Origin of the sequence: Mycobacterium conspicuum, from assembly GCF_010730195.1 — a bacterium.
Lineage (GTDB): Bacteria > Actinomycetota > Actinomycetes > Mycobacteriales > Mycobacteriaceae > Mycobacterium > Mycobacterium conspicuum.
In genome coordinates this window covers 3,784,162-3,797,911 of record NZ_AP022613.1, presented here as the reverse complement: position 1 = coordinate 3,797,911, position 13,750 = coordinate 3,784,162, and the positions used below count along the sequence as shown (strand labels likewise).

The following is a 13,750-nucleotide window of genomic DNA, read 5'->3' as shown; positions in this document are numbered from 1 at the left end:
CGTGACGCGGGCTCCAAAGGCTTCGCAGGCCCCACAGATCGAGGATGTCCTTGCCCTCAGCCCGCTGCAGGAAGGGCTGTTTGCGCTGTACCGGCTGGCCACTGAGCAGCACAACAGCCTCGACATCTACAGCATGCAGTTCGTGGTCGACATCGACGGACCGGTCGACGTCGCGCTGCTGCGCCGCAGCGCCCAAGCGATGCTGGACCGCCACCCGAACCTGCGTGCCGCCTTCTGGGATCGCGACGTGCCCAAGCCGGTGCAGATCGTGCCGGCCGAGGCGGAACTACCGTGGTCCGAACGCATTGCGGCGCCAACCGAATTCGATGCCATCGCGCGCTCGGAGCGGCGCCGGCCCTTTGATTTGAGCCGCGGTCCCGCGCTGCGAGTCGTGTTGCTCACGGTTCCCGGCGAGAGCCGGCGCCGCATGATTTTCACCGCGCACCACATCCTGGTGGACGGCTGGGCGCTCGCGGTCTTCTTCACCGAGATGCTGGCCGTGTATCGGGCGGGCGGGTCGGCCGAAGCGCTGCCACCCGCGCGGCCCTACCGCGACTACATCGTCTGGCTCGCCGGCCAGGACCGGGCGGCCGCCATCGCCAAGTGGGACCGGTACCTGCGCGGCGCGTCGGGCCCGCTGATGGTCGCCGACGCCGCGGCCGACGGCGTGCCGCAGAAGACGGAACTACTGTTGCCGGAGGAGGATACGGCACGCTTGCGGCAGTGGGCCGGCCGCCACGGCCTCACCCTGAACACCGCCGTGCTGTTCGCCTGGACCGTCGTACTCAGCAGGCTCACCGACCGTCGCGACGTCGTCTTCGGCACGATCGTCTCCGGCCGCCCCGAACAGCTGCCGGGCGTGGACACCATGGTCGGACTGTTCATCAACGCCGTCCCGGTGGTGCACACGGTCAGCCCCACCGAATCCGTGGTCGAACAATGCCTGCACCTGCAGCGCGAATCGTCGGCGATGCGCGACATCGGTTACCTCAGCCTGTCCGAGCTGCAGCGCGAACACGGCCGCGGCGCCCTGTTCGACAGCATGTTCGTGTTCGAAAACGCCCCCATCGAGGACGCCATCCGCGAGGTCACCGAACCGGACGGGGCCCGCTTCTCCCCGATCGAAATGGAGAGCCTGACGCACTACCCGCTGACGGTGGTTGCCCACCTGAAAGGCGACGGGCTGGTCGTCCTCGTCGAGGCGATTCGTCAAGCGCTGCCCCATCTTCGGCCCGACCAGATCGGGGAGCGATTGCTCGGCGTGCTGCGTCAACTCCCCGACATCGGTGATGGAACCCCGGACGCGCTGGATATTCTCACCTCCGCCGAGCGCGCCGAATTCAGCGACCTGCCGGCCGTCCCGTCGCCCGGGACCACGGTATGGGAGACGTTCGAGGCGCAGGCCCGCGCCACCCCCGACGCCGTCGCGTTGACCACCGGCCGCGGCGAGCGGTACACGTACGCCGCACTGCATGCCGACGCCAGCCGACTGGCAGCGGAGCTGGCGAAACTCGGTGTCGGTCCGGAAACCGTCGTCGCACTCCTGATGCCGCGCTCCAGCCGATCGATTGTCGCGATCCTGGGGGTGCTGGGTGCGGGCGCCGCGTACCTGCCCGTCGACATCACGCTGCCGGCGGCTCGGGTGGAATCCATTCTGCGGCAAGCCAAACCCGCGCTGGCCATCACCGCGGCCGATCACGCGGCATCGGCCGAGGGACTTCCCGCCCTGGTGCTCGACGATCCCGCTGTGGCCGAACGCATTTCGCAACGCCCGGCAACCGCGCCCGCGGTGCGCCGTCATCCTGAACACAGCGCCTACATCATCTTCACCTCCGGCTCGACCGGCGAGCCCAAGGGCGTCGTCGGCACCAACGCCGCGCTACTCGCCTACCTCGCCGACCATCGTGACCGGGTCTACCGCGCGGCCTCGGCACGGCTGGGCCGTCCGCTGCGCATCGCGCACGCCTGGTCGCTGAGCTTCGACGCCTCCTGGCAGCCGATGATCGGGTTGCTCGATGGTCACGCTCTGCACCTGTTCGACGCCGAGGAGATGCGCGACGCCGACCGGCTGGTGAAAGGCATCGCGCGCCAGCGGATCGACATGATCGACACCACCCCGTCGATGCTCGTGCAGCTGCGCGCCGCCGGCCTGCTGGACCATCCGCTCGAGGTGCTCGCCCTGGGCGGGGAAGCGATCGATACCGCGCTGTGGCAGCAGTTACGCGCGCTGGCGCCTGCGGTGTTCAACTGCTACGGGCCCACCGAGGTGACCGTTGAGGCGGTGGTGGCGCCGGTCAAGCAGTACGAGACACCGACCATCGGCACGGCGAACGCCGGAACCATCGGCTACGTGCTGGACTCGGCGCTCCGGATGGTGCCCGCCGGTGTGGTCGGCGAGCTTTACCTGTCCGGTGCGCAACTGACCCGCGGCTACGTCGGCCGATCATCAGTGACCGCAAGCCGATTCGTGGCCGACCCGCACCGCGCGGGAGCACGCATGTACCGCACGGGTGATCTGGTGCGTCGCCTGCCGCACGGCGGATACGCCTACCTGGGCCGCGCCGACGCCCAGGTCAAGATCCGCGGGTATCGCGTCGAGATCGGCGAGATCGAGGCCGTCCTGCGGGACCGGGCCGACGTGCACGATGCCGCCGTCGCCGTGGTGCGCCGCGCAACGGGAACCAGCCTGGTGGGTTTCGTTGTGTGGCAACAGGGTATCGCCGGCGATGCGGTCCGGCTGCGGGCCGCGCTCGCCGAACGCCTGCCGCTGTACATGGTGCCGGCCCGGATCGTGCCATTACCGCGGCTGCCGGTCAACACCAACGGCAAGCTCGACGGCCACGAGTTGGACCGGCTGGCCTCCGACGTGCTGTCGCGGGTCAGTGCGGACGGCGCGGCGGCATCCACCGAGACGGAAAAGACACTGTGCGACGTGTGCAGGGAGCAATTCAACGGCGTGACGCCGGGCATCGACGACGACCTCTTCGGTCTCGGCTTGGACAGCATCGTGGCGATCTCGTTGGTCCACAAGGCCCGGCGGCGCGGGCTCGCCATGAGCCCGCGAATGGTGTTCACCACGCCGACCATTCGCGAACTGGCCGCGGCGATCGACGACGCCGCCCCGCATCCCCCCGTCGAGGATGACGAATACGGCGAGGTGCCGCCGCTTCCGATGGTCTCCTGGCTCTACGAATACGGCAAATACCGCCGCTTCACCCACACCGTCCTGCTCGCGCTACCCAGCGAAATCGACGGCCCGGCAATCGAGTCAACGCTGCAAATGCTGCTCGACGGACACGACACATTGCGGTCGATCCTGACCGACACCGCCGAGGGTCCGCGGCTGGTCACCCGCGGGCCCGGCGTGGTCCGCGCCGCCGACGTGCTGTCCCGCGTACAGGTGCCGAGCGCGACCGATGCCGAGTTATGTTCGGCCATCACGGAATCCGCCCGCGTCGTCACCGAGGCGATCGATCCGCGCGCCGGTGCGATGCTGCGGGCCGTCTGGTTCCGCGGCCCGACGCGTGGCGACGTGCTGCTGATCACCGCGCATCACCTGGCCGTCGACGTGGTGTCCTGGCACATCATGCTGGGCGATATCGCCGAGGCGTGGCGCTCGGTGCAATCCGGCAGCGCGCCCACCACCCCGAAGATGTTGCCAGAGTTCACCTCCTACCGGCGCTTCTCGCAGCTGATGTGGGAGCGCACCGCCGAACCGGACGTGCAGAACCAGCGTGACTATTGGATCGCGCAGGTCCGCGAGCCCGATCCCGCGCTGGGCCGACGACATCCGGACCCCACCCGTGACACGTGGTCGACGCTGCGAGTGAGCCAGGTCATCACCCCGGTGCCGGACACGGAGCGCGTCGGCATACGCGAATTTCTCTTGACCGCAACAACCATCGCGGCCGCGAGTTGGCGTCGAGAGCGCGGACAGGATCCGGGAGCGGGCGCGCTCATCGCACTGGAAGGACACGGGCGCTGCGATGCGGAGCTGGACACCGATACCACGAACACCGTCGGCTGGTTCACCGCCGCATTCCCGGTGCGCCTCGGAGCGGGCGCCGGGGCCGTCGACGTCGAGCGGGCCGAGGATGATCCGGACGCGGTGCGGGCGCTGCTGGACTCGGTGACCGCTCACGTGCGCGCGATCCCGCACGAGGGAGTGGACTACGGGCTGCTTCGTTATGTCGACTGCATTCCCGAGCTGCAGCGCGGGGCCGAACCGCAGATTCAGTTCGGCTATCTGGGCCGCCTCGACCTCACCGGGGCGGCGGATCAGCCGTGGTCACTGTTGACCGCCCCATACATCGACGCGCTGCCGGTCGATCCCGAACCCGATCTGCCGCTGCGCTTCGCGCTGAACATCAGCGTGCTGGTGGGTGCGACACCCGAGGGTCCGCAGTTGATCGCGAACTGGCGGTGGAGCGATGCGCTACTCGCGCAGAACGACATTGACCGTCTGACGCAGTTCTGGCAGCGCGGCATAGCCGCGCTCGCGGCAAGCTTGGCATAGGGGAGAGCACCGACATGGAGATCAGCCGGGACGAGATCAGGGCCGCGATCGCGGCCCAGCTCGGGACCGATGTGGTCACCGAGATCGCCGACACCGACGATCTCATCCAAATGGGCCTGAACTCGATGCGCATGATGGCGCTGGCAGGGGGGTGGCGCAAGCGGGGATCCGGCATCACTTTCGCCGATCTTGCCGCCAGCCCCACCATCGAATCCTGGCACGCACTGCTGGGCAGTGACGAGAATGCCCGTGTCGCAACACCCGCGGGTCCCGAGCCCGACCAGGCACTGGAACAAGAGCCATTCCCGCTCGCCACGATGCAGCATGCGTACTGGATCGGCCGCTCCGACGAACAGGAGCTGGGTGGTGTCGCCGCCCACCTCTACGTCGAATTCGACGGTGGCCCCGTCGATCCGACGCGACTACAAGAAGCGGTGGCGCAGCTTGTCGCGGCCCATCCGATGCTGCGCACCCGATTCCTGCCGGACGGAACGCAACAGACCATGCCCAAACCGGGCCGCCCGGTCTTCGGCGTGGTCGACCTGCGCGGACAAACTTCGGACGCGGTGCACAACGCACTGGCGGAGTTGCGCGAACGGAAAACGCATCAGCGGCTGGCAATTGAGGACGGCCAGGTTCTCGACGTCACGCTGACCCTGTGGGATCAGGAGCGCAGCCGACTGCATCTGGACATCGACATGCTGGCCGGCGACGCGTTGAGCTATCGCGTGCTGGCCTCCGAGCTGGCCGCGTCGTATCACGGCACGACGCTGTCGGCCCCCGGCTACAGCTACCGTCGCTACCGCACCGAACGGCAGCCCGATCCCGCCGCGCGCGAGCGGGACCGGGATTGGTGGCAACGCCGCTTGGTCGAGCTGCCCGGCGCTCCCGAACTGTCCACCGTGCCGCTCGGCGAGCGCACGGCGGCGCATCGCACCGTCCGCTACGACCATTGGCTGTCGCCGGAGGCCAAGCAGACGTTGGTGTCCGGCGCGCACCAGCGCGGCATCACACCGGCCATGGCGTTGGCCGCGGTCTTCGCCGACACCATCGGCGGCTGGTCGTCGCAGAGCAGGTTTCTGCTGAATGTGCCGCTGTTTCACCGCGAAGCGGTGCACCCGGACATCGACCGGGTGGTCGGGGACTTCACGTCGTCGATCATGCTCGAGGTGGACGTCAGCGCCGACGTGTCGGTGGCCGATCGCGCCCGGCAACTGCAGCGCACGATGTACGAAAGCGGCTCGCACGCAAGCTATTCCGGGCTCGAGGTGCTCCGTGATTTGGGCCGGCATCGAGGCGATCCGGTGCTGGCGCCGGTCGTTTTCACCAGCGCCCTCGACCTCGGTGAGCTGTTCGCCGACAACGTGATCGAGGCATTCGGCCCGCCGGTGTGGATTATTTCGCAGGGCCCGCAGGTGCTGCTCGATGCGCAGGTCACCGAGTTGCGGGGCGGACTGCTGCTCAACTGGGACGTCCGCGAGTCGGCGTTCCCGCCCGGCCTGATCGACGCCATGTTCGCCACGTTCACCGAGGCGGTCGAACGGCTCGCCGGAGGCGATGCCGGCTGGGACGCCGATGCGGCGGTGCGTCTGCCCATTGACCAGGCCGAGGTGCGTGCCGCGGTCAACGCGACCGACGGCCCGGTCAGCGGGCGGTGTCTGCATCAAGGCTTCTTCGAGCATGCGGCGAGCAACCCCGGCGCTCCCGCCGTGGTCTGGGGTGTCGGCGACGATGCGGGCGAGTGGACCTACCGGGAGCTCGCCGACCGCGCGCTTGCTGTCGCGGGAGCCTTGCACGCCAACGGGGTACGTCCCGGCGACGCGGTGGGGATTCAGCTGCCCAAGGGACGCGATCAGGTGATGGCCGTGCTCGGCGTGCTCGCCGCCGGCGGGACCTACGTGCCGATCGGCTTCGATCAGCCGGATGCGCGCCGCGCCAAGATCCTGCAGTCCGCGGACATCGTCGCGGCGCTGACGGCCGACGGCGCAAACCTGGGCGCGGGCATTGCATGCCTATCGATCGACGCGGCGCGCGCGCATCCAGAACCGTTGACAGCAGCGGTCTTTCCCGACACCACGCAGATCGCATACGTGATCTTCACGTCCGGTTCGACCGGCCAACCGAAGGGTGTCGAGGTCGCCCACGGCGCGGCAATGAACACCATCGACGCGGTGAACGACTGGTTTGGCGTCGGCAGCGCCGATCGGGTGCTGGCGTTGTCCGCCCTGGAGTTCGACGCGTCGGTCTACGACATCTTCGGCATGTTCTCGGTGGGCGGCTCGCTGGTCGCGGTCGACGCCGACGAGAAGGCCGCGGCGACCGTATGGGTGGACCTGCTGCGCCGCCACCGGGTTTCGATCCTCAACTGCGTGCCGAGCATGCTGGACATGATCCTCGAACTCGGCGGTGACCGGCTGGGCGATTCGTTACGCGCCGTCACCCTCGGTGGCGACTGGGTGGGCGCCGACCTGGCCCGCAGGCTGGCGAGGCAGGTCCCCGGATGCCGCTTCGCCGGCCTTGGCGGCGCGACCGAAACGGCCATCCACAACACTATCTGCGAAGTGGTCGGCGAACCGCCGGCGCACTGGGCGACGGTGCCCTTCGGCGTTCCGCTGCGCAACGTCCGGTGCCGGGTGGTATCGCCGTCGGGCCGCGACTGCCCCGACTGGGTTCCCGGCGAACTCTGGGTGGGCGGCGCGAACGTCGCGGCCGGATACCGCAACGATCCCGAACGCACGGCGCAGCGATTCGTCGAACATGACGGCATCCGCTGGTACAAGACCGGTGACGTGGCCAGATACTGGCCCGACGGCACCATCGAGTTCCTCGGCCGCGCCGACCATCAGGTGCAGATTCGCGGATACCGCGTCGAGCTGGGCGAGGTGGAAAGCGCGCTGCGCGCCGTCCCCGGGGTGCGGCACGCGGTCGCCACCGTCGTCGACGCCGGCGCGCCCAAGCTGGTCGCCGCCGTCGCGGCCGATCCACATCAGGTCGGCGACATCACGGCCGCGGTCGCCGAACTGCTGCCGTCCTACATGGTCCCCACGCGCACGGTGTTTTTCGAGCAGTTTCCGCTGACCGCCAACGGCAAATTGGACCGCCGCGCGGTGGCCGCGCTGCTCGAACCGGACGCTGCCGAAGCTCCAGCGGACGGTGCTCCCCGCAACGATGTGGAGGCCGCGCTGGCCGACATCGTCGCCGAAGTGCTCGGCGTGAATGCGGTTGGCATCCATGATGATTTCTTCGCGCGTGGCGGGGATTCGGTGTTGGCCACCACTGTCATCGCCCGGGTGCGCGACTGGCTGGACACCGATGATGCGGTGGTCGCGGACCTGTTCGCCACGCGGACCGTGGCCGGTTGCGCCGAGCGGCTGAACAACCGAGAAGCTCAGCGCGGCACACCCGACCGGCTCGCCGTGATCGCGCGGCATTACCTCGATATCGCCGCCATGAGCGACCAAGAGGTGCTGCTGGAGGGTTAAGCTCGGCCTGGCGAGCCGACGATGATGCTGCCGACGCTGCACTCCTGTAGTTCGTCGGCTCCGGTGGCCGCGACGAATGCGGCTGTGTCACTGAAGCCTTGGGCGCAGGCGCCCAGGCCCATCGCGGTGGCGACCAGGTAGATGGTCTGCATCAGGACGCCGACGTCCTTGAGGATCGCGGCGTAACCGATCTGCTCATACGTCCACATGATGCGGCCCGCGCGCGCGGCCATGACGATCAGGATCTGCGGCTCGGCACCCCCGGACAGCGTCGCGGCCGCCGGTTTCATCAGCTGCGACACGGCCTTTGAAGCGTTCGAGTCTGGGCCGGCCACCGGACGCAGCGCATGCGCGAACGAGTCGTAATGGTACATGCCCGCCTCGAGCCCGGCGACATTGCGCACCACGGGGTAGAGCTCAAGTTCGTAGATGCCGCCACCGGACGGGTACGGACGCGACAGCAGCTCTTCGCCCTCACCGACCGGCACAGTCGCGCGGGTCCGTGAAGAGCGGTACAGCAATTCGGCGAGTTGGTCGACGGTGATCGGCTGTGTGTCGTCGAATGTCCTTGTGGACACTCGGTCTTCGAGGACGCTGGTCAGCGTGGGGTCGTGGGCCCGCTTGTCGGCCAGGTCGGGGACGGACAGGGCGATCGGTTCGCCGAATTGTTTCGTTGTGCGCGCTGGAGGTTGGGGGAACCGACCCTTGGCCCACTTGGTCGGGCCGAAATGCTCCCAGGTGACGTTGCGTTCTCCGAGTGTGCTGCGGCGGTGAAACCACAGATCTGGCGGGCTCCAGCTGAGCGACTCGAACCTTTGATCCTCGTCACCCACCGCAACGAGCATCCCAGCCCAGCGCAGGTCTTCGATGAACTGCGCCGCGACGGCGTCCGGCACGTCGGCGCTTTCCAACCCGTCGAGCAAGGGGAGCAGACGCGCGTCGTTGATCCGCACGTCACACCACGACAACGGATGCTCCAGGACGAAGCCCTCCGAATCACGGTGCAGCACAGTGAATTTCGATAGCACTACAGCAGAGGACGAGGACGGACGTTGCGGTGGTTGTCCACACGGCACAATGGAATACCAGTCCCGCTCGCCGTCACGCACCGCTACCGTCAGCCAGCCCCCGACCGCTAGTTGGCTAATCAGCGGGGCGACCTCGGTTGCGGTGGGCAGCTCGGAAAGCGTTGCCGGTCCTAGGTTCAGCACTTTGAGCGCCTCTAGTTGCCCCGCGGTCAACCGGTTCAGCTTCTCGCTGCGCGGAGGATTCAGCAGCACCGCTCCGGCCGGTGTGGTCAAGCAGGTGACTCCGGAGCGGAAGGCGAATCTTGTTTGATCGGGGTATGTCACGCCGCGCAACCGCGATCCTTTCTCTGTAAAAGCTGACAAGCCAGTCAGCGAATTTGGCTGCCACACAGCTGCGGCACAGATTACTCAGTCATCTTGCACAGGCGCCCTGGGTAACGTCACGGCACTGGCGCACGAAGTACCGGTCACAAACCGCACGCCATACAAAGGGGGAGACCTGACCATGCAGACAACCATGAAATCCATCGCCACCAGCGCCGCGGCGGTGGCCGCAATCGGGGTGGCGGCCGCCTTCGCAACATCCAGCGTGACCTCGATCGCGTCGGGAGCGGCGCCGACCGTGCGGGTGCAGCCGGTCGCCGTCGGCGCCCCGCTGCCGCAGGATCCCGTCCCATCGCCGGCCCCCGCCGTGAACGTTCCGACCGCGGGTCAGTTGACCGGCCTGCTGAACAACCTTGCCGATCCCAGCGTTCCGTTCGCCAACAAGGGCAACCTGGTTGAGGGCGGCATCAGCGGGACGGAGGCGCACCTTGCCGATCACGAGTTCAAGAAGGCCGCCAAGAACGGCGACCTGCCGCTGATGTTCAACGTGTCGAACATTCAACCGGGCGCGGCTCCGGGTTCGGCCACGGCCGACGTCGCCGTTTCGGGTCCCAAGATCCCGAGCCCGGTCACCCAGAACGTCACGTTCGTCAACCAGGGCGGCTGGGTCTTGTCGCGGGCCTCGGCGATGGAGCTGTTGCAGGCCGCCGGGCACTGACACCCCCAGGGCAAGCTTTCCAAATAGCTGCGGCAACGTGACCGCCCTGAGACTCAAACACCAGGTAAACGGGGAACACTGACACCGTCTCGCCAGGAGAAGACCGTCGGTCACCTCCCATCCCGGGCCTGGCGGATCGAAGGGGGAACCGTGAAATCCATCGTCATCGGCGCCGCCGCGGCGCTTGCCGTCGCTGGCGGCGCAGCAATCGCGTTGCCAATCGGTCTGGCGCAAGCGGACCCGGTGCCACCGCCGCCGGGGCAAGCGCTGCCGACGCCTGACGAGCTGTCCACCTTGTGCACGCAGGCCACCGATCCGGGTGTGTCGTACACGACCAAGACCAATCTGGTGCAGAACGGCATCGCCCCGGACGAGGGTCATCTGGCCGACCACGAACTGCGCAAGGCGTACCGGGAGGGGAAGTTTCCCGAGACGTTCGCGGTGACCAACATCGCGCCGGCCGGTCCGGACGCGGCGCAGGCTGACGTCGCCATTTCGGGTCCCAGGTTCGCCGGGCCGGTCACGAAGCACCTCGCCTTCGTCAACCAGGGGGGCAACTGGGTGCTGCAGCACGACGCCGCGCTCGCCCTGCTGCAGGCGGCGACGGGCTAACCGATCGCCGGCAGGTCGATCCGCGCGATGCGCCGGGGGTCGGCCAGTACGTCGATCGCGGCGACCCGTCCGGCGCGGACGAGGAAGCCCATGATCGCGGTGGGTTGGCCGGCGACCAGAATGACGGCGCCGGCGGCGCCGTTGACGGTGGCGGCGCGCACCTCGCGCTCGGGTCCGGCGTAGCTGCGGGCCTGCTTGGCCACGGCGGCCGCGCCTTCGACCCGGATCACGCCGCGACCGAAGTCGCCGCGCAGCACCACGCCGGGGTCCAGCGCCGACACCAGCCTGTCGAAATCGCCGTCGCGCCCGGCCGCGAAAAAGGCGTCGACGGCCTCGCGCTGCGCGGCCATGCCGGCGTCGGGAACGGGATCCGCCTGTTCGATCCGCCGGCGTGCGCGGCTGGCCAGCTTGCGCGTCGACTCGGGAGTGCGGTCCAGGATTGGTGCGATGTGATCGAACGGCACCCTGAAGACGTCGTGCAACACGAATGCCAACCGCTCGGCGGGCGGCAGGGTGTCCAGCACCACGAACAACGCCACGCCCACCGCGTCGGCCAGCAGCGCCCGGTGCTCGGGGTCGGATTCGCCCTGCGCCTCGACGATCGGGTCGGGCAGCTGCGCGACCAGCTCCTCGCGGCCACCGGCCCGCCGATCGCGCAGTACGTTCAGGCAGATCCGGGCCACCACGGTGGTCAGCCACGCATCGAGGTTCTCGATGTCCTTCGCGCCGCTACCGCTCAGCCGCAGCCATGCCTCCTGGACCGCGTCCTGGGCGTCGTCGATCGAGCCCAGCATGCGGTAGGCGATGGCACCCAATCGGGGCCGGGCCGCCTCGAATCGCTCGGTCAGTGCGGTATCCAGTGAATCCCCCACGGTCACCTTTCCGGCAGCGCGCACACCATGCCCTCGGACAAGCCCGAGGACCCGATGCCGAGCGCGAGATTGAACCGGGCACGAAGGTTGCCCAGCGTGATGACGTGGGTGAGCCCGACGAGCTGCGCGGTGTCGAAATGCGCACGCAGCGCCTCAAAAAGCTCATCGCTCACCTCGACCGGGGTGCGGGTGATCGCCGTGGCGTACTCGAGGATCAGCTTGTCGACATCGGAAAAGCAGGAGGCGTTCCGATAGTCGGACAGGGCGAGCAGTTCCGCGTCAGTCAAGATCCCCGACGCGCGCGAGATCTGCGAGCCCAGGTCGATGCAATACTCGCAGCGCGCCGTCGTCGCCGACTTGAGTTCGGCCAGCGCGCGCACCCGCGGACTCAGGATGTCCAGTTTGGTTTCCGCCTGCTCCAGTCCGCCGATCGCCCTGAGCAACCTGGGGATGTGCGCGTACATCCGCAGCGGTTCGAGCATGGTGGCGGTTTCGCGCCCGGTCATCTGCTTGAACCGACGCTTGGTGAAGAACAACGCGATCTTGGCCACCAGCCCGGCATCGCGGTCGGAGATTCCGGTGAGTCGTGCCACGACTGACCTCCTCGGCTTGTTTCGCCCCCGTTTGAGGACCCTCACTACCTCGACACGCGGCGGGACCGAAACGTGACCGGCTCTAGGCGTGGCCGGCGTGTCCGGCGTGTCCGTCTAGGTCCATGTCGAACACCCGCGCGTGCAACACGGTGCGATTCCGCAGCGCGGCGCGCACGGCCCGGTGCAGGCCGTCCTCGAGATAGATGACGCCCCGCCACCGCACCGCGTGCGGAAAGAGGTCGCCGTAGAACGTGGAGTCCTCCGAGAGCAGCCGGTCCAGGGCGAGCACCGTGGTGGTGGTGACCAGTTCGTCGAGCCGGATCTGCTGCGGAGGGATCTGGGACCAGTCCCGGTAGGACAGCCCGTGCTCGGGGTACGGCTTGCCCTCGCGCACGCCCTTGAAGATCATCGGCGGATCCTCGGGATCATGCTGGACAGGCTAGCTTGAAACGTCGGGTGAATGCCGCAGCACGGCTGCGACGGTCAGTGGCGTCTGACACCATAAAATGAACGAAATCGGAGGAGGTGAACGGGCGATGGGCAGTGCCGACGACCGACGCTTCGAGGTGCTGCGCGCCATCGTCGCCGACTTCGTGTCGACCAAGGAGCCGATCGGTTCGAAAACCCTGGTGGAGCGGCACAACCTGGGCGTTTCCAGCGCCACCGTCCGCAACGACATGGCGGTGCTGGAGGCCGAGGGGTACATCACCCAGCCGCACACCAGCTCCGGGCGGGTGCCCACCGAGAAGGGGTATCGCGAGTTCGTCGACCGGCTCGAAGACGTCAAGCCGCTGTCATCGGCCGAACGGCGCGCGATCCTGGGCTTTTTGGAGTCCGGGGTCGACCTGGACGACGTGTTGCGGCGCGCGGTGCGGCTGCTCGCCCAGCTGACCCGCCAGGTGGCGGTGGTGCAGTACCCGACCCTGTCGACGTCCACCGTTCGCCACTTAGAGGTGATCGCGCTGACACCGGCCCGGCTGCTGATGGTGGTCATCACCGAGTCCGGCCGGGTGGATCAGCGCATCGTCGAACTCGGCGATGTCATCGACGATCATCAGCTCTCCCAGCTGCGTGAGGTCCTCGGCCAGGCGCTGGAGGGCAAGAAGCTGTCGGCGGCCTCGGTCGCGGTGGCCGATCTCGCCGAGCAATTACACGGCGCCGGCAGCCTGGGCGACGCCGTCGGCCGCGCCGCCACGGTATTGCTGGAGACCCTGGTGGAGCACACCGAAGAACGGCTGCTCATGGGCGGCACCGCCAACCTCACCCGCAACGCGGCGGATTTCGGTGGTTCGCTGCGTTCCGTCCTGGAGGCCCTCGAGGAGCAGGTGGTGGTGCTGCGGTTGCTGGCGGCTCAGCAGGAGGCCGGCAAGGTGACCGTGCGCATCGGTCACGAGACGGCGTCCGAGCAGATGGCGGGCACCTCGGTGGTATCCACCTCCTACGGCACGCTGGACACCGTGTACGGCGGGATGGGTGTGCTGGGACCCACTCGGATGGACTATCCGGGAACTATCGCCAGCGTCGCCGCAGTTGCTCTCTATATTGGCGAAGTCCTGGGTGCCCGATGATCGCGCACCTGCTACGGAATTTGAGGACAGCCGCCTG

9 protein-coding genes are annotated in these 13,750 nt (G+C 68.1%); 5 read left to right on the top strand and 4 right to left on the bottom strand.

Annotated elements, in window-relative coordinates; translation table 11 throughout:
• Position 1 precedes the first annotated feature (1 nt).
• The gene (locus G6N66_RS17565) at positions 2–4,516 is read left to right on the top strand and encodes a non-ribosomal peptide synthetase (protein ID WP_085235403.1); all 4,515 of its coding nucleotides are present in this window, start codon (positions 2–4) and stop codon (positions 4,514–4,516) included.
• Between the two features lie 14 nt (positions 4,517–4,530).
• Entirely contained in the window at positions 4,531–7,998 is a 3,468-nt protein-coding gene (locus G6N66_RS17560) for a non-ribosomal peptide synthetase (RefSeq protein ID WP_085235402.1), read from the top strand.
• On the opposite strand, the gene G6N66_RS17555 is transcribed toward G6N66_RS17560, so the two are convergent.
• Entirely contained in the window at positions 7,995–9,359 is a 1,365-nt protein-coding gene (locus G6N66_RS17555; protein ID WP_179968287.1) for a SagB family peptide dehydrogenase, read from the bottom strand. The genes G6N66_RS17560 and G6N66_RS17555 overlap by 4 nt on opposite strands.
• A 172-nt stretch (positions 9,360–9,531) precedes the next feature.
• Here G6N66_RS17555 and G6N66_RS17550 point away from each other — a divergent pair, with 172 nt between their 5' ends.
• Positions 9,532–10,068 (top strand): hypothetical protein, encoded by a 537-nt coding sequence (locus tag G6N66_RS17550; RefSeq protein WP_085235401.1) that lies wholly within the window; start codon positions 9,532–9,534, stop codon positions 10,066–10,068.
• A gap of 150 nt (positions 10,069–10,218) precedes the next feature.
• Positions 10,219–10,680, top strand: a complete 462-nt coding sequence (locus G6N66_RS17545) for a hypothetical protein (protein WP_085235400.1) — start codon at positions 10,219–10,221, stop codon at positions 10,678–10,680.
• Here the strand turns inward: G6N66_RS17545 and G6N66_RS17540 are convergent.
• The 3 genes from G6N66_RS17540 to G6N66_RS17530 all read right to left on the bottom strand — a co-directional run bounded on the left by G6N66_RS17540 (position 10,677) and on the right by G6N66_RS17530 (position 12,554).
• Complete coding sequence (locus G6N66_RS17540; protein ID WP_372515680.1) at positions 10,677–11,552, bottom strand: sigma-70 family RNA polymerase sigma factor; 876 nt, start codon at positions 11,550–11,552, stop codon at positions 10,677–10,679. The genes G6N66_RS17545 and G6N66_RS17540 overlap by 4 nt on opposite strands.
• Before the next feature lie 2 nt (positions 11,553–11,554).
• Complete coding sequence (locus tag G6N66_RS17535; RefSeq protein ID WP_085235399.1) at positions 11,555–12,145, bottom strand: carboxymuconolactone decarboxylase family protein; 591 nt, start codon at positions 12,143–12,145, stop codon at positions 11,555–11,557.
• An 82-nt stretch (positions 12,146–12,227) separates the two neighbouring features.
• Positions 12,228–12,554, bottom strand: coding sequence for a type II toxin-antitoxin system VapB family antitoxin (locus tag G6N66_RS17530; RefSeq protein ID WP_085235398.1), 327 nt, complete (start codon positions 12,552–12,554; stop codon positions 12,228–12,230).
• Between the two features lie 127 nt (positions 12,555–12,681).
• Here G6N66_RS17530 and hrcA point away from each other — a divergent pair, with 127 nt between their 5' ends.
• Positions 12,682–13,713 carry a heat-inducible transcriptional repressor HrcA gene (hrcA, locus tag G6N66_RS17525; RefSeq protein WP_085235397.1) on the top strand — a complete coding sequence of 344 codons (1,032 nt, stop codon included), beginning with the start codon at positions 12,682–12,684 and terminating at the stop codon, positions 13,711–13,713.
• Positions 13,714–13,750 lie beyond the last annotated feature (37 nt).

Excerpts from the sequence above, each read along its gene's own strand:
- hrcA (WP_085235397.1), top strand. The coding sequence starts at position 12,682 with ATGGGCAGTGCCGACGACCGACGCTTCGAGGTGCTGCGCGCCATCGTC.
- G6N66_RS17550 (WP_085235401.1), top strand. The coding sequence starts at position 9,532 with ATGCAGACAACCATGAAATCCATCGCCACCAGCGCCGCGGCGGTGGCC.
- G6N66_RS17530 (WP_085235398.1), bottom strand. The coding sequence starts at position 12,554 with ATGATCTTCAAGGGCGTGCGCGAGGGCAAGCCGTACCCCGAGCACGGG.
- G6N66_RS17560 (WP_085235402.1), top strand. The coding sequence starts at position 4,531 with ATGGAGATCAGCCGGGACGAGATCAGGGCCGCGATCGCGGCCCAGCTC.